19 protein-coding genes and 1 pseudogene are annotated in these 21,517 nt (G+C 58.5%); 4 read left to right on the top strand and 16 right to left on the bottom strand.

The features are described from left to right. Positions 1 to 226: 226 nt before the first annotated feature. From HMPREF3053_RS06990 to HMPREF3053_RS06980, 3 genes are read right to left on the bottom strand one after another with little or no spacing between them, the layout of a single operon-like run. Positions 227 to 946: a hypothetical protein gene (locus HMPREF3053_RS06990; protein ID WP_070547097.1), complete on the bottom strand. Its 720-nt coding sequence runs from the start codon at positions 944 to 946 to the stop codon at positions 227 to 229. Beyond that, a complete protein-coding gene (locus HMPREF3053_RS06985; protein ID WP_069358692.1) occupies positions 943 to 1,662 on the bottom strand; it encodes an AAA family ATPase in 720 nt (239 codons plus the stop codon). The genes HMPREF3053_RS06990 and HMPREF3053_RS06985 overlap by 4 nt, the downstream gene beginning before the upstream one ends. Further along, entirely contained in the window at positions 1,659 to 2,021 is a 363-nt protein-coding gene (locus HMPREF3053_RS06980; protein ID WP_016422738.1) for a GntR family transcriptional regulator, read from the bottom strand. Before HMPREF3053_RS06980 ends, HMPREF3053_RS06985 begins: the two co-directional genes overlap by 4 nt. 134 nt (positions 2,022 to 2,155) lie before the next feature. Here HMPREF3053_RS06980 and zwf point away from each other — a divergent pair, with 134 nt between their 5' ends. The 3 genes from zwf to pgl are packed head-to-tail and all read left to right on the top strand — an operon-like array spanning position 2,156 to position 5,591. Continuing rightward, on the top strand, positions 2,156 to 3,760 hold the full coding sequence (gene zwf, locus HMPREF3053_RS06975) for a glucose-6-phosphate dehydrogenase (protein ID WP_016422737.1): 1,605 nt from the start codon (positions 2,156 to 2,158) through the stop codon (positions 3,758 to 3,760). Positions 3,761 to 3,810: 50 nt separating this feature from the next. Further along, positions 3,811 to 4,827, top strand: a complete 1,017-nt coding sequence (locus HMPREF3053_RS06970) for a glucose-6-phosphate dehydrogenase assembly protein OpcA (RefSeq protein WP_070567126.1) — start codon at positions 3,811 to 3,813, stop codon at positions 4,825 to 4,827. Then, the gene (gene pgl, locus HMPREF3053_RS06965) at positions 4,824 to 5,591 is read left to right on the top strand and encodes a 6-phosphogluconolactonase (protein ID WP_070567129.1); all 768 of its coding nucleotides are present in this window, start codon (positions 4,824 to 4,826) and stop codon (positions 5,589 to 5,591) included. Before HMPREF3053_RS06970 ends, pgl begins: the two co-directional genes overlap by 4 nt. Before the next feature lie 91 nt (positions 5,592 to 5,682). Here the strand turns inward: pgl and HMPREF3053_RS06960 are convergent, their stop codons facing one another. Beyond that, positions 5,683 to 6,993, bottom strand: coding sequence for an ISL3 family transposase (locus HMPREF3053_RS06960; RefSeq protein ID WP_070439683.1), 1,311 nt, complete (start codon positions 6,991 to 6,993; stop codon positions 5,683 to 5,685). Between the two features lie 122 nt (positions 6,994 to 7,115). On the opposite strand from HMPREF3053_RS06960, the pseudogene HMPREF3053_RS06955 reads away from it, so the two are divergent. Beyond that, a pseudogene (locus tag HMPREF3053_RS06955) lies at positions 7,116 to 8,231 on the top strand (AMP-binding protein); the annotation flags it as partial. A gap of 3 nt (positions 8,232 to 8,234) precedes the next feature. Here HMPREF3053_RS06955 and HMPREF3053_RS06950 read toward each other — a convergent pair. The 12 genes from HMPREF3053_RS06950 to HMPREF3053_RS06895 form a co-directional block, all read right to left on the bottom strand. Further along, positions 8,235 to 8,549 (bottom strand): DMT family transporter, encoded by a 315-nt coding sequence (locus tag HMPREF3053_RS06950; RefSeq protein WP_035757985.1) that lies wholly within the window; start codon positions 8,547 to 8,549, stop codon positions 8,235 to 8,237. Continuing rightward, complete coding sequence (locus HMPREF3053_RS06945; protein WP_035757987.1) at positions 8,546 to 8,896, bottom strand: DMT family transporter; 351 nt, start codon at positions 8,894 to 8,896, stop codon at positions 8,546 to 8,548. The genes HMPREF3053_RS06950 and HMPREF3053_RS06945 overlap by 4 nt, the downstream gene beginning before the upstream one ends. Positions 8,897 to 9,044: 148 nt before the next feature. Continuing rightward, a complete protein-coding gene (gene secG, locus HMPREF3053_RS06940) occupies positions 9,045 to 9,281 on the bottom strand; it encodes a preprotein translocase subunit SecG (protein WP_005510775.1) in 237 nt (78 codons plus the stop codon). A 101-nt stretch (positions 9,282 to 9,382) separates the two neighbouring features. Further along, positions 9,383 to 12,211 carry a phosphoenolpyruvate carboxylase gene (gene ppc / locus HMPREF3053_RS06935; RefSeq protein WP_070604566.1) on the bottom strand — a complete coding sequence of 943 codons (2,829 nt, stop codon included), beginning with the start codon at positions 12,209 to 12,211 and terminating at the stop codon, positions 9,383 to 9,385. A gap of 202 nt (positions 12,212 to 12,413) precedes the next feature. Beyond that, the gene (tpiA, locus tag HMPREF3053_RS06930; protein WP_049172948.1) at positions 12,414 to 13,202 is read right to left on the bottom strand and encodes a triose-phosphate isomerase; all 789 of its coding nucleotides are present in this window, start codon (positions 13,200 to 13,202) and stop codon (positions 12,414 to 12,416) included. Positions 13,203 to 13,271: 69 nt separating this feature from the next. After that, positions 13,272 to 14,483: a phosphoglycerate kinase gene (gene pgk, locus HMPREF3053_RS06925; RefSeq protein ID WP_049172950.1), complete on the bottom strand. Its 1,212-nt coding sequence runs from the start codon at positions 14,481 to 14,483 to the stop codon at positions 13,272 to 13,274. A 109-nt stretch (positions 14,484 to 14,592) separates the two neighbouring features. Continuing rightward, positions 14,593 to 15,597, bottom strand: a complete 1,005-nt coding sequence (gap, locus tag HMPREF3053_RS06920; protein WP_048731894.1) for a type I glyceraldehyde-3-phosphate dehydrogenase — start codon at positions 15,595 to 15,597, stop codon at positions 14,593 to 14,595. 183 nt (positions 15,598 to 15,780) lie between these two features. Beyond that, on the bottom strand, positions 15,781 to 16,779 hold the full coding sequence (whiA, locus tag HMPREF3053_RS06915; protein ID WP_048731892.1) for a DNA-binding protein WhiA: 999 nt from the start codon (positions 16,777 to 16,779) through the stop codon (positions 15,781 to 15,783). Positions 16,780 to 16,970: 191 nt separating this feature from the next. Continuing rightward, a complete protein-coding gene (gene yvcK / locus HMPREF3053_RS06910) occupies positions 16,971 to 17,918 on the bottom strand; it encodes a gluconeogenesis factor YvcK family protein (RefSeq protein WP_048731879.1) in 948 nt (315 codons plus the stop codon). A gap of 23 nt (positions 17,919 to 17,941) precedes the next feature. Next, positions 17,942 to 18,832 carry an RNase adapter RapZ gene (gene rapZ / locus HMPREF3053_RS06905; RefSeq protein ID WP_005510809.1) on the bottom strand — a complete coding sequence of 297 codons (891 nt, stop codon included), beginning with the start codon at positions 18,830 to 18,832 and terminating at the stop codon, positions 17,942 to 17,944. A gap of 112 nt (positions 18,833 to 18,944) precedes the next feature. Next, positions 18,945 to 20,993 carry an excinuclease ABC subunit UvrC gene (uvrC, locus tag HMPREF3053_RS06900; RefSeq protein WP_070767473.1) on the bottom strand — a complete coding sequence of 683 codons (2,049 nt, stop codon included), beginning with the start codon at positions 20,991 to 20,993 and terminating at the stop codon, positions 18,945 to 18,947. Positions 20,994 to 21,022: 29 nt separating this feature from the next. Beyond that, the gene (locus HMPREF3053_RS06895; protein WP_016422727.1) at positions 21,023 to 21,517 is read right to left on the bottom strand and encodes a PH domain-containing protein; all 495 of its coding nucleotides are present in this window, start codon (positions 21,515 to 21,517) and stop codon (positions 21,023 to 21,025) included.

Below are 21,517 nucleotides of genomic sequence, written 5' to 3'. Positions count from 1 at the left end.
CTGGCTGGCGCCAGCAGGTCGCCTGGCGATCCGAGTTACTGACTGCGGTTATGTCAAAAACGGCCCGAAAAATAGCCTGAAGGTGTCATAAACTTGCACAGTTTCACATCTGCAGCCCGTAACTTTTGGGGTTGTCAGTTTCGGTTCGCCTGTTGTGTTACTTAACCCGCATGTTCAACGTTGGACATGAAAAAGCTCCCCTGCGCGGGGAGCTTTTCTATTGGTGCTAGGACGTGGCGAAGGTGGGACGCACAGAGGGCAGTGGGCGTTTGTCTTCCTTTAAAGCCCAGGCCATCACGAACGCAGAGATTACGGCGATGATTGAGGCAAAGATCGGCACAGCCGGCCAGGGGGCACCCGGTACGGAGTCGGTCACGTCCAGCAGATAGCTGAAGAGGAAGAGCGTGGCCAGGGCCAGGCCAATGGTAATTGATCCTGCACGAGTGCCCTTCGCGCCGGCGACGGTGCCGACTGCGGTGCTCGCCACGGTAGTCATGAGGAAGCTCAAGAAGACGCACAGCGCGGTGAGCAGAACTGTGGTGTAGTTCTGCCCGGAATCCTCAATCATGTACAGCTCCCCGTTAGTGTCCGGAAACAGGGCCGGTCCGGAGGTGACAATGAAGCTATCGAATCCGCGGTAGTAACCGGACTTGTTCTGCTCGATGACCATCGCCGTGACGATGAAGGCGGTAGCCACCAACGATGTGCCCAAGATTGCGATGATTGCGGAGCGTACCCAGCGGGCGGTGCTCACGCCGTAGTCACGCAGGGTGACCGAACGCCGGGCTGTGATGAGGAAGAGGATGCCCAGCGCGATAATGCCAAGCAAGGTGTTGCCGGTTCCGCTGCCTACGAGCATGCGCCCGAAGGCCGAGTACAGGATGGCCACGGCGGCAACACCGAGGAAGGTTTTCTTGTTGGTCGCGATGAAAGCTCCGGTGCTCATTTCTTGCTCCGTTCGATGTAGGAGGAGGTGCTTGCGAGGTCGATGAGGGCCGCGGGGTCGAGGTAGCTCACCTCAACGCCGAGGGCGCGGGCATGCGCAGCGGCAGACGAACTGAGCTCTGTAGCCAGGATTGCCTCGCAGCGCTCGCCGAGGGTTTTCTTAGCGAGCACTGGGCCGGCCACCTGCGCCACGAGATCCGTAGGGCCTCGCAGCACCGGATGGCTAGCGCGCAGCTTATCGACGTCATAGGGCCCGTACGCATCCTGCTTGTGGATGACAATCAAGGTGTCGACTAGGCCGGCTAGATCCTGGGAGTGCTGCGAGGTGACCACAATGTTGGCCGATTCGGCCGAGTCGATAAGCATGCCGCGCAATGTGGCGCGGTGCTCGACATCGAGGCCGTTGAAGGGCTCGTCGAAAAGCAATGCTTCCTTGCCCGATGCCAGGGTGGCAGCGGCGATGAGCAGCTGGCGCTGGCCCAGGCTGAGCTTTTTGATAGGGGTGTCAGCGGGGAAATCGAGGAGGGACTCCGCGTGGGGCACATCGAGCTGATCCCAGCCGGTGCGCAGGATCTGGAAATATTCGCGCGGGGTGGCACCGAAGACCTGGGTGTCGGGTGCAGCCTTCGCCAGGGCCGCCGTAGGCATCTGCGCGAGGGTACGCAGGTAGTAAGTCTTGCCGGCGCCGTTGGGGCCAATCACGCCGTAGATGCTCATTTCTCCTCCTCCAGCATGGCGATGATGTCGTGGAGCGTGAGGCCGAGAATGCCGGCCTCCGCTTTTAACGGCTCGATGTAGGTGCGCTGGAACGCTTCACGACGCTCAGCGCGAATGCGCTCACGGGCATCTGGAGTGACAAACATTCCGAGTCCTCTTTTCTTCTCCACAAGCCCCACCATCGACAGTTCCGTCATGGCCTTGGCGGCCGTGGTTGGGTTGACCTGATAAAACTCCGAGAGCTCCTTGGTTGAAGGGGCACGATCCTCAGCCGAGAGCTCCCCGGACAAAATCATTGATTTCAGATCCTCGGCGATCTGGACGTAGATGGGCCGAGGGTCCGCCTCCTTCGCCTGCATATACACCTCCGTGGTTTATGGGTATACCACCTAGGTCATAAACCTAAGGCAGAAGAAAGGGACCCGTCAAGGCCCCATCGGAGGAATCGGAAACGATTCCACCGGACTTTTCTCGATATGACATTATGTAAACCGTGAGTGATTCTCTGCAACGCAACGATTCGAACTCCCCTACTGCCAGCTCTCCGCACAACGGAGACGACAGCACCAACCACGACGGATACATCAACCCGCTGCGCGACCCACAGGATAAACGCTTGCCGCGTATTGCGGGCCCGGGCGGCATGGTGATTTTCGGAGTGACGGGCGATCTGGCCCGAAAGAAGCTTCTGCCTGCCATTTACGATCTGGCCAACCGCGGTCTGCTGCCCGCCTCCTTCGCGTTAGTTGGCTACGGTCGTCGCGAATGGTCGAAACAGGACTTTGAGGATTATGTGCGCACCGCAGTGGAACAGGGCGCCCGCACAGACTTCCGTGAGAGTGTCTGGCAGCGCCTGGCTGAGGGCATTCACTTTGTCACCGGTACCTTCACCGATGACGAGGCCTTCGATCGCCTGGCCGCACAACTTGAGGAGCTCGATCGCTCCCGCGGCACCGCTGGCAACTGGGCCTACTACCTGTCCATTCCGCCAGCTAACTTCCCCGATGTCTGTCATCAGCTCGATCGTTCGGGGCTGGCGCAGTCGGGCGAGGATTATTGGCGTCGCGTGATTATTGAGAAGCCATTCGGACACGACCTAGCCTCCGCTCAGGAACTCAACCGGATTGTGAACTCGGTCTTCCCAGAAGACGCCGTGTTCCGCATCGACCACTACTTGGGCAAGGAAACCGTCCAGAACATTTTGGCCATGCGTTTTGCCAACCAGTTGTTCGATCCGATGTGGAATTCTCACTACATTGACCACGTTCAGATCACCATGGCCGAGGACATCGGTTTGGGTGGTCGCGCCGGTTACTATGACGGTATCGGTGCGGCTCGTGACGTAATTCAGAACCACCTACTCCAGCTGCTGGCACTGGTGGCAATGGAAGAGCCCATCGCCTTTACCCCGGAAGAGCTGCAGGCGGAAAAGATTAAGGTTCTGCGTGCCGTCGAGCCAGTGCGTCCGTTTTCGAAATACACCGCACGTGGCCAGTACACCGCGGATTGGCAGGGCAGCAACTTTGTGCCGGGGCTGCGCGATGAGGAAGGATTCGACCCCGAGTCCACGACCGAGACCTACGCCGCTTGTACGCTCCAGATCAATTCTCGTCGTTGGGCCGGTGTCCCCTTCTACCTGCGCACCGGCAAGCGCCTCGGCCGTCGCGTCACTGAAATTGCGCTGGTCTTTAAGTCCGCACCGCACTTGCCTTTTGCGGAGACGATGACTGCCGCTCTCGGCCAGAACGCCATGGTGATTCGAGTCCAGCCAGACGAGGGCGTGCTCATGCGCTTCGGCTCGAAGGTTCCGGGCTCGGCCATGGAGGTACGCGATGTCAACATGGACTTCTCCTACTCCGAGGTGTTTACCGAGCAGTCGCCAGAGGCCTACGAGCGCCTGATTCTGGATGCGCTTCTCGACGAGGCCAGCCTCTTCCCCACTAATGAGGAAGTCGAGCTGTCCTGGAAGATTCTTGACCCCATCATCGAGTACTGGGCCAAGCGCGGTCGTCCCGAGGGCTACCCCGCAGGTTCGTGGGGGCCTTCCTCCGCTGACCACATGCTCGAGCGCGACGGTCGCGCTTGGCGACGGCCATAGGTTGCCGACCTCTCAGTTCTTAAGAATTTTCTGACAGAAAGAACACTTTCATGATTGTCAATTTGCCAGACACTGACACCGCGAGCATTGCTCGTCAGTTGGTGCAGCTTCGAGAGCAGGGTGGCATCGTCACCACGGGCCGTGTCCTCACCCTGATTGTTTTGGCCAAAAGCGAAGACGACCTGGAAAACATTATTTCCACGGTCAACTCCGTTTCCCGCGAGCACCCATCCCGTGTGCTGGTATTGGTCTCCGATGATCCACGCCTGGACAATCGCCTTGACGCGGAGCTCCGCGTCGGTGGTGATGCCGGTGCCGCTGAGATCGTCGTTATGCATATGTCCGGTGAGATTGGTCAGCACCACAGCTCTGTGGTGACTCCCCTGTTGCTACCGGATACGCCGGTCGTGGCGTGGTGGCCGTCTGAGGCGCCGCAGGTCCCAGCGGCGACACCAATCGGCCGGATTGCCCAGCGCCGTATCACCGATTCACTCTGTGACCCGAATAGCAACGCTATCTACACGCGCCGTACGGGCTACACGCCCGGCGATTCCGACCTGAGCTGGTCGCGGCTGACGAACTGGCGCGGTGTGTTGGCATCCGCTTTCGACTTGCCGCCGCACTCGCCGGTGACCTCCGTGTCCATCTACGGCCCACAGGACTCGCCATCGGTCGAGGTCGCCGCCGGATGGTTGGCAGATCGCCTGGGGCTGCCGGTCAACCGTTACTCCACCGGTGAGAAGAAGATTCCGGTGGACGAAAAGGGCCGCGCCAAGCCACCGGTGACCTCCGTCGCCTTTGAGCGTGAAAATGGCCAGACTTTGCGTATCGATATTGAAAGCGCCACCACTGCATCGGTCACCAACGGAGAAAAGCCCCCGTTCAAGGTTGCAGTATCGCGTCCAACACGCTCCGAATGTTTGGCAGAGGAGCTGCGTCACCTCGACCACGATACTGCCTACGGACGTGCCCTGCGTGGCCTCAGTCAGATTCACACGGTGGGAATGCAATCTCCGACGTCCACAACAACTAGCTTCGCTAACGAACCAGGAGTCTCTGACAAGTGACCACCGATAACGCCTCGAATACCGTCCCTGCCCCTCAGTTCCACCGCGCCGCTGACCAGGCGGGCATCGTCGAGGCTGCACGTCAGCGCTTCATCGATGCGGTTGTCGCCGTCCACCATGGCAACGCCTCTCCGGTCACCGATGACGGTTTCGTACGCGTCGTTCTCACCGGTGGCGGCGCGGGTACCGCTTTGCTCAGTGCGCTTGCCGACGATTCCGGAGACATCGACTGGAACCGAGTCCTGGTGTTCTTCGGAGATGAACGCTTTGTCGCTGCCGACTCGGCAGATCGCAATGCGTTGGCTGCTCGTAAGCGTCTCTTGTCCCCTGTCGGCGTGCCGGAGGAAAACATCTTCGAGTTTGCCGCTGCCGACAGCGGCGTGACCACCACGGAGGCCGCCGAAAGCTACGAAGCGATCGTTCGGGAGAAGGCTCCAAATGGCTTTGACCTTCACCTTCTCGGTATGGGCGGAGAGGGACACATCAACTCGATTTTCCCACATACCGCAGCGCTGGCTGAGCAGGAACGCTTGGTCGTGGACGTGCATAACTGCCCGAAGCCACCGCCGACCCGCATCACGCTGACGATGCCGGCCATCGCCAGCTCTCAGCGTGTGTGGCTACTTGTAGCGGGCGGCGAAAAGGCTGAGGCAATTGCAGCTATCGCTCAGCAGGACGACCCAGCGCAGTGGCCGGCGGCCGGGGTTCGCGGTGTTCAGGAAACCGTTGTCTTTGTTGACGATGCTGCGGCTGCGCAGCTCTAGGCTTCCGCTTCACCGCTAACAGCCCAGAACCAGCAAATTCCCGTCGATAAGCGAAATGCTATCGACGGGAATTTTTATTGCTTAAAGGGGCTCATCGTAAAAATGAGTGTATTTTGGTTCGGAATCCGCCGGTGTCCAGCAGTGCTCTGGTGATGTAGTGGGTGAGGTTGCGGAAGCCTAGGGCGGTACCGCGCAGGTGTTCGATTCTGCCGTTGATGGCTTCGGTGGGACCGTTGCTGGTGCCGATATGATCGAAGTAGGCCAAGATGTCATCAGCCCGGCGTTTCATCGTCCGGCCCAACGTCTGCAGCTCTTTGAGCGTGTTGGGGACCCCGTGGCTGATGGAAGCAATGAGTTTGCGGAACCGTTTTTTGGCTTGCTTCTTGTTGGGGTTGCGGTAGGCGGCGACAATCTTTTGGTAGATGTCATAGGTGGTCTTGACCGGGGCATGGTCCGGGTTGGCAAACACGGCATCCCGGCGGGCTTGTTGTTGTTCGGTCAGATACTCTTTGCCGGTTTTTAGCACTTTGCGGATCCCATACAATGGGTCCCCGTTGCGACCACGCCGGCTCAGGGTGGCTTGTTGGATGCGTTGTCGAACCTTATCCACGGCCTGACCGGCCAGGGCCACCACATGGAAGGGATCCATGACCGTGGTGGCCTCAGGCAGGGTTTCAGCTGCTGCGGTTTTATACCCGGTGAACCCATCCATGGCCACGATCTCAATGCCGGCCCGAAACGCGCTGGTTTGCGCTTCTAACCAGGTGATGAAGGTTTGTTTGGACCGGCCCGGGACCATATCCAATAACCGTGCCGGGCCTGTGCGGTCTGCCACGGGGGTCAAATCGATGACCACGGTGACATACCGGTTACCCCAGCGGGTGTGGCGCCACACGTGCTCATCGACCCCCAACACTCTGACCCCATTGAGCCGGTTGGGATCGTCAATGAGCAACCGCCGACCCGTGGTCAGCACCGCGTCGTTGGCGGTATGCCAGGACACGCCCAGATTGGCCGCCACCCGGGCAATGGATAACCGGTCGATGACTACCGATTTCAACGCCCACAACGCGGCAGCATGCGAGAGTTTGGCCTCCGGAGCCACCACGGATGTGGTGTCTTGTTGCCAGACACGGGCACAGGTATCGCACCGGTAGCGGCGTAACCGCACATGCAAGTGGGTGGGCCGCCAACCCACCGGCACATGCGTGACTTTGCGCACCACACTGCCTCGCACTGTGGCTTCAGCACCGCAATGCCGACAGAACTGATCGGCCTCCACGACTCGACATTCCAGCACGGCTTGCTCGGCGGTGACGTGTTGACCGGTCACGGTGACGCCGGAATTGCTCAGCAGGCAAAAGGCATCAAGATCTGGGCGCGAGAAGGTAAGCTGGTGCATGTCGAGGTCTTTCTTCAGATGTGTGGTTTCGTCACTTCCATCTTCGGAAGACCTCGACTCTTTTTACGCCTTCAACACACCCCGATCACCAAACCCATCTACACCCAAAATTCCGAAGAGCCGGATATCTCGTGGGGGTTTCCTACACCCACTGGGCGGTTTTTGATATCAAACCCGAAACCGATATCTACTGGACGGCCGCCGATATCGGCTGGGTCACCGGGCACTCCTATATCGTCTACGGGCCGCTGGCCAATGCGACCACCTCGGTGCTGTATGAGGGCACCCCGGATACTCCGCATCGGGGGCGCTGGTGGGAGATCGTGCAGAAATACGGCGTGACGATTCTGTACTGTGCGCCCACCAGTATCCGTACGTTCATGCGCTGGGGTCGCGATATCCCGGCCGAATATGACCTGTCGTCGCTGCGGTTGTTGGGCAGCGTGGGTGAACCGATCAACCCCGAAGCGTGGATGTGGTACCGCGAGCACATCGGGGGCAATAACGCACCGATCGTGGACACCTGGTGGCAGACCGAAAACGGCCATATTCTGATCAGCCCGCTACCCGGGGTGACCGCCACGAAACCCGGGGCCGCGATGCGCGCCCTGCCCGGCATTACGGCCGATATCTATGACGAAGCCGGCGTTCCGGTAGAACCCGGCAACGGTGGCTATCTGGTGATCACCGAACCGTGGCCCGGCATGCTGCGCACCCTGTGGGGCGATGAGGAACGGTATCAGAAAACCTACTGGTCACAGTACCCTGGCGTATATTTTGCCGGTGACGGCGCGAAATTCGATAAGGACGGCGATATTTGGGTCCTGGGCCGGGTCGATGATGTGCTCAATGTTTCCGGGCACCGGATGTCGACGGCAGAAATTGAATCGGCGTTGGTCGCCCATGCGATGGTTGCTGAGGCCGCTGTGGTCGGGGCCCAAGATGAAACCACCGGGCAGGCGATCGAGGCGTTTGTGATTCTGCGCGAAAGCGCTCAGCAACTCGACGACGCCGTCGGGGTCCTGCGTGATCATGTTCGTGCCGCGATCGGACCGATTGCGACACCGCGATCAATCACCGTGGTCACTGACCTCCCCAAGACCCGCTCGGGTAAGATTATGCGCCGTCTGCTCAAAGATCTCGCCGAAGACCGCGAGATTGGTGATACCACAACCTTGGCCGATGCTTCGGTCATGGAGACTATCCAGCAGCAGGTTCGCGCCGCTCGGGCCCAATAGCGCTTACCCCAGTTCGACGAGCACCACCCCCGCCATGATCAGCACCAGTCCCAAGATCATGCGCGGGGTTAACGGCTCTTTCCAGATGATCCGCGCCAGCACTGCGATGAGCGCGACACCGATAGCTGACCAGATGCCGTAGGCAATGGCCACCGGCATGCCGTAGGAGATAGTAACCGCTAAGAAAAAGAAAGCGAGCCCGTAGAACACCACGAGTGGCAGGATCCAGATTTTCTTCCGAAAGCCATCCGAAGCACGCAGACTCAGGGTAGCGATAATTTCAGAAACGATCGAAAAGGACAGAAACAGCCAGCTCATGATTCCAACACCTCAGCTTTGCCTGGATCGCGCTGGCCGGTTTGGACAATGAAGACGCCGGCCATGATGGTGACAATGCCGATGATCGCCGTTAAGCTGAGCGTTTCATGGAATAACACGGCACCCAGAACCGCGACCAGGGCAACTCCGGCTGCTGCCCAAATTCCATAGGCAATGCCGATTGGAATACCTCTTCCCAGGGCGAGTCCCAAGAGGGTGAAAGCAATGATGTATCCGATGACCACCCCGATGGCATAGAGCGGTTGATCAACGGCTGCACGCAGGCACATGGTGCCAAGCGCCTCGGCAACAACCGCCCCGATCAGTAACAGCCAGCTTTTGAGCATGTGGGATTTCCAACTTCCGTAATGAGTCCGGGCTTACTCTATCAATCGCGTCCGACCACTTCAACACACCCCGATCACCAAACCCATCTACACCCAAAATTCCGAAGAGCCCTTAAAGGCCTGCGGTGGGGCGTGCTGCGTGCGGAACCTACCAGCCGAAAGTATTGAACAGCAGCAACAGGACAATGCAGAGCAACCAGATAATCACGGTCACAATAGTGACGCGGTCAAGGTTCTTCTCCACCACAGTCGAACCGGACAGATTCGACTGCATGCCGCCACCAAAGAGGCTGGACAGTCCGCCACCCTTACCCTTGTGGAGCAGGATGAACAGCGTCATCAGGATGGATGTGATGACCAGGACAATCTGAATGGCGAGGTACACGCGCACTTCCTTTTGAAACGTCGCTTCTTTAAGAACTCCAACTATACTAGCGCAATTGCTCGGCTGGCTAGGTATCCCTAGCCGTATCCCTAGGCGGATTCCTAGCCGGAGTTGCGCAGTGCAGTTGCCAGACCATTCATGGTCAGCTGAATGCCCCGACGCACCTTGTCGCGATTATCGCCGGCGCGGTAGCGACGCAGCATCTCCAGCTGGATGATGTTCAGCGGCATAAGGTACGGGAAGCGCATGTCCACCGAACGCCTGAGCAGCGGGTTGTCCTCCAGCAGGTGCTTGTACCCGGTTACCTTCAGGAACATCTCCAAAGTCAGGTCGAACTCAGCCTTGATGATGCCGTAGATGCGCTCACCGTCGGCCTTATCTTGGCAAAGGCTAGCGTAGGCGCGCGCCAGGTTCAGATCAGCCTTGGACATGACCTGCGCCATGTTCGACAGCACCGAATTGAAGAACGGCCAAATCTCGTTGAGCTGACGGAGCTCAGCCAGGCGGGAACCGTCTTCGTCCTCGCCGATCCACTCCTGCAGTGCAGAGCCGACACCAAACCAGCCCGGCACCATAGAACGCTGCTGCGACCAGGACAGTACCCACGGAATTGCGCGCAGGTCAGAAATGGTCTGGGTCTGCTTGCGTGAGGTCGGACGCGAACCGATGTTCAGGCTGCCGATCTCATCGACCGGGGTCGACGACGTGAAGAAGTCAATAAAGCCCGGGTCCTCGTGCATGAGCTTCGAGTAGGCCTCGCGAGACAGGTCGGAAATCTCCGACATAATCTCGTGGGCGCGAGCTGGGTTCTTCAGGTCATCGACGTCGAGCAGAGTCGACTCAATCGTTGCCGAAACCAGCGCGGCGAGGTTCCTGCGTGCCGCTGCAGGGTGACCGTACTTTGCAGAGATAATCTCGCCCTGCTCAGTGATACGCACGGACCCCTGGACTGCACCCGACGGCTGCGCCAGGATTGCCTCGTAGGACGGACCGCCACCACGGCCGACAGTACCTCCGCGGCCATGGAAGAGACGCAGGCGAATGTCGTTGTCCTTCGCGGCTGCCACGATTGCGACCTCCGCGTCGTAAAGCGCCCAGTTTGCAGCGAAGTACCCGCCGTCCTTGTTGGAGTCGGAGTAGCCGAGCATGACTTCCTGCAGATCTCCGCGTGCGGACACGTATGCGCGGTAGACCGGAATGTCCCACGCAGCACGCAGCACGTCGGCACCAGCCTGCAGGTCTTCGATGGTTTCGAACAGCGGAATGACGTCAACAGAACCGGTCGGCTGGGAGCCATTCGGGCGAATCAGACCGACTTCCTTGAGCAGAATCATCGGCTCCAGCAGGTCGGAGACCGATGTACACATCGAAATGATGCAGTGCGGTACCGCGTCGTGACCGTACTTGCGCACCGCACGAGATGCCGCACGCATAATGCCTAGCTCGCGAGCCGTAGCTTCGGAAAGATCTGCGGAAGTCGAAACCAGCGGACGGGAGGACTGCAGTTCCTTGGTCAGCAGTTCGACCTTGTCGGCTTCCTTCAATCCCGCGTAGTTGTCCACCACACCGGCAGCGGAGAACAGCTCGGTGAGGATTTCCTCATGAGAGTCCGAATTCTGGCGGATATCAATCGAGTACAGGTGGAAACCAAATACCTCCACTGAATCCATCAGGTCGCGCAGGCGGTGATCGGCGATGAGGTCATCGTGGCTGGACCGCAGGGAGTCGTCGATAATCGAGAGCTCTTCAAGTAGCTCCTCGGCGCTGTCATACGGAGTGAATTCCGACCAGTCGCCCTCAATGATGGACTCGTCGAAGAAGTTCACCGCTGTTGCCGCCACGCGACCGCGGATACCGTGAACCGCACGACGGTACGGCTCATCTTCGCGGTTTGGTACGTCATTGTGGCCGCGGCTGGCCAAGCCGACCAAATCTACGGTGACCTTGGTCAGGCGGTCGCTGAGACTGAGCTCGCGCTCCAGCAGGTGCAACTGCGAGAAGTAGTGACGCAGGATCGTACCCGCTGCCCTATCGGAGGCGTAGCGCAGCGTCTCCTCCGTCACGTATGGGTTGCCGTCGTGGTCACCGCCGATCCACGAACCCATGCGAATGGTTGGATTAGCCGGCAGCTTGTCGCCGCCGAGCTGACGCAAGTGCTTGACGACGTCTCGGTTAATCTGTGGCACAGCTTCCAGCAGAGAAAGCTGGTAGTAGCGAAGACCAACTTCGACCTCGTCGCGAATATCCGGGCGGTTCATGCGAATCAGAGCCGTTTGCCACAGCGTCAGGATCCGGCGACGGATATCGGCATCAATCTCAGCGAGTCGGTCCGCGGTGCGCGCATTCATCGGGGCTGCCTGGATCTCGTGGCGGCGCCGCATTGCGGCCGTGATGTGCTTCTGCACATCGAACACTGTGCGACGACGAGTTTCCGTTGGGTGTGCGGTCAGAACCGGGACGACCTCAATGTGGTCCATCATATCCGCAATGGCGCTGCTGGAAACCTTGGCGTCGCGAAGCTTCTGCCATGTTGCTTCCAGCGTGGAGTCCTGCGGCGGATCGCCAGCATCGAGAGATGCCTCGATGCCCAGCTCCTCGTGCAAATCCTCAGCGAGGTTAGCTAAAAGTGCGAAGTGCGTGAAAGCACGGATGACAGGGCTTGCCTCGGCAGGGTCAATATCGCGGAAGAGGCCGGTGAGCTTCTCGATGTCGCCATCGCCACGATGGAGTTCGAAGGCTGCACGGCGAGCATTTTCGACCAGGTTAAAGACCTCGTCACCCTCTTGCTCGCGGATTACCTGCCCAAGAATTCGACCCAGGTGGCGAATATCCTCCCAGAGCAAGTCCTGCTGCTTCGCGGTAGCGGTCGAAGAGGATTGCTCATTGCTTGCAGTGTGTCGGTCAGTGTCACCATGTACTTGTTCGTTCATTGAGCACGTCCTTTGAAAATTGCCGGGCATTCGAAGTGGAAAGCCTCGGGAAATGTATTGCGCTGACTTATTGCCAGTCGGTGTGCCTGGATTGAGTCCGCCTAAAGGCAATAACCCCGAATCGGTTTTATGAGAATCAATAAAACCAATCCGGGGTCGCGCATGGCGCCTATCTTATCAGTTGTTCTGAATTTATATGCACTTAGGCGTTCTGAGCGGCATCTGCAGCAAGTGCGCAGAGCTTCGCGAATGCTTCACCGTCGAGCGAAGCGCCACCGACGAGGCCGCCGTCGACGTCGGGCTTGCCGACGATCTCAGCGACGTTCTCGGCCTTGACGGAACCACCGTAGAGGATGCGCATCTCCTTTGCGATGTTCGCGTCCCCAATTTCTGCGACGGTCTCGCGGATAGCTGCACAGACTTCCTGCGCGTCTGCAGCCGATGCGACCTTACCGGTGCCGATAGCCCAGACAGGCTCGTAAGCGATGACGGTCTTGGCCAGCTCAGCGTTGGTCAGATTAGCCAGGGAGCCCTTGACCTGAGAGACAACGTACTCGACGTGCTCTTCGGCCTCTCGGACCTCCAGCGGCTCGCCGACACAGACGATTGGGTTCATGCCCTCGCGCAGTGCTGCCTTGGCCTTCTTTGCGACCAGCTCATCGTCCTCTGCGTGCATATCGCGACGCTCGGAGTGACCGACGACGACCCAGGTGCAGCCGAGCTTTGCCAGCATCGATGCGGAAATCTCGCCGGTGTAAGCGCCGGACTCGTGGACTGAGACATCCTGCGCGCCGTAAGTGACGCCGAGCTTATCGCCCTCAACCAGAGTCTGGACCGAACGCAGGTCGGTAAACGGCGGGATGACAGCGACGTCAACCTTGTCGTAGTACTCCTTTGGCAGAGCGAACGCGAGTTTCTGCACCACACCGATAGCCTCGAGATGGTTCAGGTTCATCTTCCAGTTACCAGCAATAAATGGTGTACGTGCCATAGTGGTGGAATTCACTTCCCTATCAATTAGCGGATTTTTAAGCGATGAAAATCCGGTGGTGGAAAAATCTTAGTCTTCCAGGACGGAGACGCCCGGCAGAGTCTTACCCTCGAGGAACTCCAGCGAAGCGCCACCACCAGTGGAGATGTGGCTGAAGCCGTCCTCGTTCAACCCCAGAGTACGTACTGCTGCTGCGGAGTCGCCGCCACCGACGACGGAGAAGCAACCGTTGTTAGTGGTGGCATCGATGATGGCCTGTGCAACCTCGCGGGTGCCAGCTGCGAAAGCCTCCATCTCGAACACGCCCATCGGGCCGTTCCAGAACACAGTCTTGGACTCAGCGAGCACCTTGCCGAATGCCTCGGCGGAAGCCGGTCCGATGTCCAGGCCCATCCAGCCTTCCGGAATCTCGGTGGCGTCTACCACCTTGTTTTCAGCGTCTGCAGCGAACTTGTCAGCCACGACTACGTCGGTTGGCAGAACGATCTTATCGCCGTAGCGGTCCAGCAGATCCTTACAGGTGTCAATCATCTCTTCCTGCAGCAGGGATGCGCCAACGGCGTAGCCCTTGGCAGCCAGGAAGGTGAAGCACATGCCGCCGCCGATGACCAGGGAGTCAACCTTCGGCGCGAGAGCCTCAATAACGCCCAGCTTGTCGGAAACCTTGGAACCGCCGAGCACGACGGTGTACGGCTTCTCCGGGGTCTCTGCAACCTTGCGCAGAACCTCAAGCTCAGCCTGAACCAGATTGCCGGCGTAGTGCGGCAGCTTCTTAGCGACGTCGAAGACGGAAGCCTGGGCGCGGTGAACAACACCGAAACCGTCGGAAACAAACGCTCCGTCCGGAACTAGTGCAGCCAGCTCGGCTGCGAACTCGGCGCGCTCTGCCTCGTCCTTGGAGGTCTCGCGCGGATCGAAGCGGACGTTCTCCAACAAGAGTACATCGCCCTCGGTCAGGCCATTAGCGCGCTCGTGCGCGTCCTCACCGGAGACATCACCGGCGAGCGCGACGTACTGCTCCAGGCGCTCAGACAGAGCCTCAGCGACCGGGGCCAGGGAGAACTCGGACTTAACCTCGCCCTTCGGGCGACCCAGGTGAGCCATAACAACGACCTTGGCACCGGCTTCGACAAGCGCGGACAGAGTGGGCAGCGAAGCATCGATTCGACCCGGATCGGTGATAACGCCGTCCTTCAACGGAACGTTAAAGTCGGAGCGGACGAGGACGTAACGGCCTTCAATACCTTCGTTGATCAGGTCTTTGACAGTCTTAACAGTCATCTCAATGAAATCCTTGTGAAAGTGTGTAAAAACGGGCCGTGGGTGGCGTGCCCTACTCAGGCACAACCACCCCGGCCCGTTCGGGGTCTGGGATTAACCAGGTGTGTTATTAGAGGCGCTCACCGACGTAGACAGCCAGGTCGACGAGGCGGTTGGAGTATCCCCACTCGTTGTCGTACCAGGAGACAACCTTGACCTGATCGCCGATGACCTTGGTCAGCGGTGCGTCGAAGATCGAGGAACGCGGGTCGCCCTCGATGTCCTTGGAAACGATTGGGTCCTCGTTGTAGCCCAGAACACCCTTGAGCTCGCCCTCAGCAGCTTCCTTGATGGCAGCATTAACGGACTCGACGGTGACCTCGCTCTTAGCAGTGAAGGTCAGGTCGGTGACAGAGCCGGTCGGGGTCGGAACACGCAGTGCGTAGCCGTCCAGCAGGCCCTTGAGCTGCGGCAGAACCAGAGCGACTGCCTTTGCAGCACCGGTGGAGGTCGGAACAATGTTCAGAGCAGCAGCGCGGGCGCGACGCAGGTCCTTGTGCGGAGCGTCGTGCAGACGCTGGTCACCGGTGTATGCGTGAATGGTGGTCATGAGACCGCGCTCGATGCCGAACTTGTCGTCCAAAACCTTAGCCATCGGGGCCAAGCAGTTTGTGGTGCAAGAAGCGTTCGAAATGATGTTGTGCTTCTCCGGGTCGTAGTCAGTGTGGTTGACACCGACAACGAAGGTTGCGTCTTCGTTCTTAGCCGGAGCGGAGATGATGACCTTCTTGGCGCCAGCCTCGATGTGAGCCTTGGCAGCGTTGGCATCGGTGAAGAAACCGGTGGACTCAATGACGATGTCGACCTCGTGCTTGCCCCACGGCAGGTCCTTCGGGTCGCGCTCAGCGTATGCCGCGATGCGCTTGCCGTTGACGGTGAGGGACTCATCGTCGTAGGTGACCTCTGCGTCAAGCTTGCCCATGATGGAGTCGTACTTGAGCAGGTGAGCCAGGGTCTTGTTATCAGTGAGGTCGTTTACAGCAACGACTTCCAGGTCAGCGCCCGCAGCGAGCAGGGAGCGGAAGAAGTTGCGGCCAATGCGACCAAAACCGTTAATACCTACACGAACCGTCACAATAATCTCCTTAATGGATTGGCGAATCGATGCCACTTGTCAGGGCGCTGATTGCGCTCCAACAGGTTCACTACAGAAGTGTACGTTGGGTTTTTCATTCGCGCAGCGGTGGTTTGGTGCGAAAATCCCAAATAAACGGAGATTTATCAAAAATTACGCACCTGACTAGGCATAACAGGTGCTTTACTCGTCAACTTCTTTGTCAAAAAGTTCGTCTGTAACGACTGCAGTTGTGGGGGGAATTCCGAGTTCGTTTGCTCTTTTGTCCGCCATGGAGAGCAAACGGCGGATGCGTCCTGCGACGGCGTCCTTGGTCATTGGCGGATTGGCCAGCTGCCCAAGTTCTTCCAGTGAAGCCTGCTTGTGCTCGATGCGCAGCTGTCCTGCAGACACCAAATGGTCTGGTACATCGTCACCGAGAATCTCTAAAGCACGCTCTACTCGCGCTGCTGCAATAACGGCCGCACGAGCCGAGCGCCGCAGGTTGGCATCGTCGAAGTTTGCCAAACGAGTGGCCGTCGCTCGCACTTCACGACGCATTCGCTGTTCTTCCCACTGCAGGCGAGTAGTCTGGGCTCCCATTCGCGTCAGCAGCGCACCGATTGCATCGCCCTCCCGGATGATTACACGATCGCCACCGCGGGACTTATTCTCCTTGCTCTTAGCCGTAATTCCGAGTCTACGAGCACATCCCACCAATGCGAGTGCCGCTTCAGCAGAAGGAGCAGTGACTTCCAAAGCTGAGGAACGCCCCGGCTCAGTCAGTGAACCATGTGCCAAAAAGGCACCCCGCCATGCAGCTTCTTGATCGATCTTCTGTCCCATGATCAGCTTGCGTGGTAGCCCACGTACGGGACGTCCTGCAGAGTCGATCAGGCCAGTTTGCCTAACGACGAGTTCCGCGCCATCGGTTACCCGCACGATGTACTTCGAGGTCTTTCGCAAGCCACCGGGAGACAAGACATTGAGGCTGGCTTTGACATCGTAGAGTTCGGCCAGCATGGAGCGCAGGCGGCGTGCGACAGCGCCGGAATCCAACTCAGCCTCCAGCACAATCGAACCTGCCACCAGGTGGAGTCCTCCTGCGAAGCGGAACAGGGTCGAAATCTCCGCTGCCTGAGCGCTTTCCTGCGAAACTGACACGCGGGCTAGTTCGTCTTTGACCTTCGCCGTCAATGCCACGATGCTGTCCATCCTCATTTCATGTGTGCGAGCTGGGTTTGGGCCTGGTTAATTTAGGTAAAATTAACCCCATTTGAGCTTTAGCAATAAACCTCAAGGATAGTATCCGGTACCAATCGAGTGGCAATTAGTTGATTGTCTATTGCATCCTCGCAGGAGAATGCATTAAAACCCTCGACTGGCCGGACGCTTTAGAGGAACTGACGAAGTGCGACAGCTAGTTTCTCCGGCGAATGCCGACCCGTCAGAGCTCCGTGGTCATCAACTTCTTGCACATCGGCGAAGACAACCTGCGCGTCTAGGCTATCCGCCGCTCGCTGCAGGTATTCTCGTTCGGTATCCGCGAGCGGCGTGTTGTCGTCGACAAGCACGTAATTGAGCTTCAAGTTAGGTGCATGCTGCGTGAGCATATGGATGTGCCGTTCGGAAGAAAAACCGGCGGTCTCCCCCGGCTCGGCGACAAGATTCAGCACCACGACGGTTGTGGCATTGGTTTCTTGCAGAGCATCCCGCAGCCCGGGCACCTGAAGATGTGGCAGAACCGAAGTAAACCACGAACCCGGACCCAGCGTCACCAAATCGGCATTGAGGATAGCTTCAATGGCCTCCTCGGATGCCGGCGGAGTCTCAGGAATCAGCCGGATTCGGCGCACCTGGCCAGGTGTCGTGGCCACTGCGACCTGGCCACGGACCTGGCGCACAACGCGAGCATCCTGCTCCAAGCCAACGACTTCGGCCTCAATCTCTAGCGGGATCGGCGACATGGGCACGACTCGACCCCGGATTTGCAGCAACCGGCCAATTTCGTCAAGCGCGTCGACTTCATTTCCCATCACACTGGTGAGGCCAGCGATAATCAGATTGCCAATCGCATGCCCTGCCAGTGCGCCAGTTCCGCCAAAGCGGTGCTGCAGTGTCTTTTCCCACAGATCGCCTTTTTCCGTATCTGCGGAAAGCGCGGCGAGTGCCATGCGAAGGTCTCCAGGGGGAATCTGCCCCAGCTCACGACGAAGGCGACCCGAGGATCCGCCGTCGTCGGCAACTGTGACCACCGCTGTGACATGGTCCGCAACCTGACGGTCAGCTCTCAGCGTGGCAAATAGACCATGACCGCCACCCAGACTGGTAATTGATGTCAATTTCTACACCTCCACTAAAACCGCTAGTTGCGGTCAATATCGCGGTGGACGACGTTGACGTTGATCCCGGAAACTCCCTCGAGCTTCTTAGCCAGCGCCTCCGACATGGCCACACTTCGGTGATGGCCTCCGGTGCATCCCACAGCGATAGTCATAAAACCCTTGCCCTCACGGCGGTACCCGGGCAAAACCAATTCAATCAAGTTTGTGACGTTGTCCAAAAACCCCTGAGACTCAGGTTGGGACAGCACGTAGTCGGCCACGGCTTTGTTGGTACCGCGGCCCGCACGCAGCTCAGGTACCCAATAGGGATTGGGGAGAAAACGGACGTCGAAAAGCATGTCGGCATCGCGCGGCGCACCGTGCTTAAACCCAAATGATTCGATGGTGATCTGCTGAATCTTGCTAGCGGTATCCGACAACTGATGCTCTAACTCACGGCGCAAATCGTGCACGCTCATGTCAGAGGTATCCACTACTAAATCCGACATGCCCTTTATTGGCAGCAACATCTGACGTTCAGCGGCAATACCCTGTGAAAGCGTGCCATTTTCCTGCAGCGGATGGGTGCGGCGGACAGAGTCGTAGCGGGCGATGAGGGTGTCGTCGTTGGCATCAAAGAAGATGACATAGGGCTGGCGCCCCTCATTGCGGAGTCCGTCGAGCACCTCCCCCAAACTGCCGGCGAACGCGCGCGAGCGCACGTCGGTGACGATAGCGAGGCGCTCTACTGGAGAGTCCGCTTCAAACGACAACTCGACCATGCGCATAATCAACTCCGGGGGCAGGTTGTCTGCGACATACCAGCCCATCTCCTCCAAGACGCTGGCGGCCGTATTGCGTCCGGAACCGGACATGCCGGTAATCAACACAAGTGACTTTTCAGCCTGAGGGGAATAACCCGAAGTAATCATGCCATCACTCTAATACAATTCCGCCCAACCGCTCTCGGTTTTACTAGCGGAAGTAAACCCCCTAGCACTGTTTCAAGTGCGGTTTTAGCCACTTGTTTACCTACTTCTACGCCTACTCTCCCGGACCGACATCCGAGTTTGGCTCTGACGACTTCTCGTCTGGATGGAGGTAATCGTAAACAGTTTTCGCGAGCATCGGCCCGAAACCAGCCACTTCTTCGATCTGCTCGACGCTGGCCTTCTTCAGCGCCGCAACGGAACCAAAGTGCTTGACCAACTCACTGCGGCGTGCTGGCCCCAGCCCCTTAATGCCATCAAGCACCGACGAGCGCATGCGTTTAGATCGCTGCTGACGGTGATAATTAATGGCAAAGCGGTGCGCCTCATCACGAATTCGCTGGATTAGGTACATCGCTTCCGAATTACGCGGCAGAATGAGCGGCTCATCATCGTCGGGAATCCACAGCTCTTCTAAGCGCTTGGCAATTCCCACCAACGTCACATCGGTGACCTCGAGTTCATCGAGGACCGCCTGTGCGGCTGCGACCTGCGGTGCACCACCGTCGACGATGAACAACTGTGGCGGGTAGGCAAACTTGCGGTTACTCCGCGACTGCTCATCGACGGCATCAGTCGTCTCTTCGACGAACATCTCGCTTGCATCATCGGGCATGGCGAGCTTGTCCTCGTTATGGCGCAGAAAACGACGGCGCACCACCTCAGCGATAGAACCGACGTCGTCCGAGCGACCGTCACCCGCTGCATCTTTGATTCGGTAGCGGCCGTAGTCGGACTTCTTGGGCAATCCATCCTCGAAGACCACCAACGAGGCCACCACATCGGTGCCCTGAATATGCGAGATGTCAGTGCACTCGATGCGCAGCGGCGCTTCATCCATAAATAGCGCGTCCTGGAGTTCGGAGAGAGCCTGCGATCGAGTAGTTAGATCTCCACTTCGCTTTAGCTTGTGCTGGCGTAGCGCTTCAGCTGCATTTTTCTGCACGGTCTCCATGAGCGTCCGCTTGTCACCGCGTTGTGGGACGCGAATATCTACATTGGTGCCACGAATATCGGCCAAAAATGCAGTAACCTCGTCAAGATCGTCGGGCGTGGCCTGAACGAGAATTTCGCGGGGCACAACCTGGGCGGCAGTGGTTGATTCATCGCCGTCGACATCCGCGTGCTTGGCGGCGTCGCCATAGAACTGTGTCAGGAACTGCGTTAGCAGCCCACCCAAGCTGGGGTCAGTTTCTCCCTCTCGAAACTCCGTAGTCGCGTACTCGCCGGACTTCTCCACTACCCAGCCGCGCTGACCGTAAATACGTCCCGCCCGAACATGGAAAATCTGCACGGCCGCTTCCAGTTCGTCGGTTGCTAGCGCAATAAAGTCGGCATCGGCGGCGTCGGAAAGCACGACTGACTGCCGCTCCATGACCTTGTCGATGGCAGCGAGGTTGTCGCGCAGACTAGCGGCGCGCTCGAAGTCTAACTCGCCGGCAGCTTCCTCCATTTCCTTTTTTAAGCGCCTCGTGACCGGGCCCGTATTTCCCGACATGAAGCTGGTAAAACCACGGACAATTTCGCGGTGTTCCTCGGCACTGACACGGCCGACACAAGGCGCCGAGCATTTGTCGATATAGCCGAGCAAACAGGGCCGCCCCAGGGCTTGCTGCCGGTTGAAGACTCCCTTTGAACAGGTGCGGGCTGGGAAAACTCGTGTAAGCAAGTCGAGCGTTTCTCGGATAGCCCACGCGTGTGAATAAGGCCCGAAATAACGCACGCCCTTCCGGCGCGGTCCTCGGTAGAGAAAGAGCCGCGGGTACAGCTCTCCAACGCTGACGGCCAACATCGGATACGACTTGTCGTCGCGGTACATCACGTTGAACCGCGGATTAAAGCGCTTGATCCAGGTGTACTCCAACTGCAGCGCTTCGACTTCATTGTGGACGACAGTCCACGTCACCTTCGAAGCGGACTGCACCATCTGGCGGGTGCGGGGATGAAGCCGAGTTAAGTCCTGGAAATAGTTAGACAAACGCGCACGGAGATTCTTCGCCTTGCCGACGTAGAGAACGCGCCCGGTTGAATCGAGAAAACGGTACACCCCCGGCTCCGTGGGAATGGTGCCGGGGGCGGGACGGTACTGAGAAGGGTCAGTCACTTACGGTGTCCTTAAAACGTGTCCTTGGGTTAGTCCTCCGGCATGAACTCGTCTTCAAGTTCACGGAACCGGCGGATGTCTTCCACGACGCGGCTGCCGTCGGCCGACTGGATCGCGAGCATCGGCACAAACTCAAAGTCAGGCAGCTCCAAGCGAGCCCAGCGGGACTTCTTTGGAAAACTCAGGCCGTAGATATCGACCCACGGGTAAAACTTCGCATTGAGTAGATTGCGGACTTCCACACCCCTGGCATTTACGCGAACGCGAGCCCGAGTCAGCAGCAGGATTACCCCGGCGATGATCAAACCAATCATTGGGAAAGCCAGCTGGTCGATAGCGGTCACCGAAGCTCCGGTGTTACCAAAGTCCACCACGATACCCATGAAGATATGGATAGCGAAAACCACAACTGCAGCGATAATCGCCCACAGACGCAGCTTTTGCGAGGTGATTTCCAACAGCCATTTGTCTTCGCTACCGGTGTCGACGGCAGTCGAATTGCTGTGGCGTTCGGAGTTACCCAT

The organism is Corynebacterium sp. HMSC064E07 (assembly GCF_001815745.1).
Taxonomy (GTDB): Bacteria; Actinomycetota; Actinomycetes; order Mycobacteriales; family Mycobacteriaceae; genus Corynebacterium; species Corynebacterium jeikeium_D.
This window is presented reverse-complemented; position numbering and strand designations above follow the sequence as displayed.

Excerpts from the sequence above, each read along its gene's own strand:
- HMPREF3053_RS06980 (WP_016422738.1), bottom strand. The coding sequence starts at position 2,021 with ATGCAGGCGAAGGAGGCGGACCCTCGGCCCATCTACGTCCAGATCGCC.
- HMPREF3053_RS06945 (WP_035757987.1), bottom strand. The coding sequence starts at position 8,896 with ATGCTCAAAAGCTGGCTGTTACTGATCGGGGCGGTTGTTGCCGAGGCG.
- HMPREF3053_RS06985 (WP_069358692.1), bottom strand. The coding sequence starts at position 1,662 with ATGAGCATCTACGGCGTGATTGGCCCCAACGGCGCCGGCAAGACTTAC.
- rapZ (WP_005510809.1), bottom strand. The coding sequence starts at position 18,832 with ATGATTACTTCGGGTTATTCCCCTCAGGCTGAAAAGTCACTTGTGTTG.
- HMPREF3053_RS06970 (WP_070567126.1), top strand. The coding sequence starts at position 3,811 with ATGATTGTCAATTTGCCAGACACTGACACCGCGAGCATTGCTCGTCAG.
- HMPREF3053_RS06990 (WP_070547097.1), bottom strand. The coding sequence starts at position 946 with ATGAGCACCGGAGCTTTCATCGCGACCAACAAGAAAACCTTCCTCGGT.
- HMPREF3053_RS06960 (WP_070439683.1), bottom strand. The coding sequence starts at position 6,993 with ATGCACCAGCTTACCTTCTCGCGCCCAGATCTTGATGCCTTTTGCCTG.
- ppc (WP_070604566.1), bottom strand. The coding sequence starts at position 12,211 with ATGAACGAACAAGTACATGGTGACACTGACCGACACACTGCAAGCAAT.
- HMPREF3053_RS06895 (WP_016422727.1), bottom strand. The coding sequence starts at position 21,517 with ATGGGTAACTCCGAACGCCACAGCAATTCGACTGCCGTCGACACCGGT.
- HMPREF3053_RS06950 (WP_035757985.1), bottom strand. The coding sequence starts at position 8,549 with ATGAGCTGGCTGTTTCTGTCCTTTTCGATCGTTTCTGAAATTATCGCT.
- pgk (WP_049172950.1), bottom strand. The coding sequence starts at position 14,483 with ATGACTGTTAAGACTGTCAAAGACCTGATCAACGAAGGTATTGAAGGC.
- tpiA (WP_049172948.1), bottom strand. The coding sequence starts at position 13,202 with ATGGCACGTACACCATTTATTGCTGGTAACTGGAAGATGAACCTGAAC.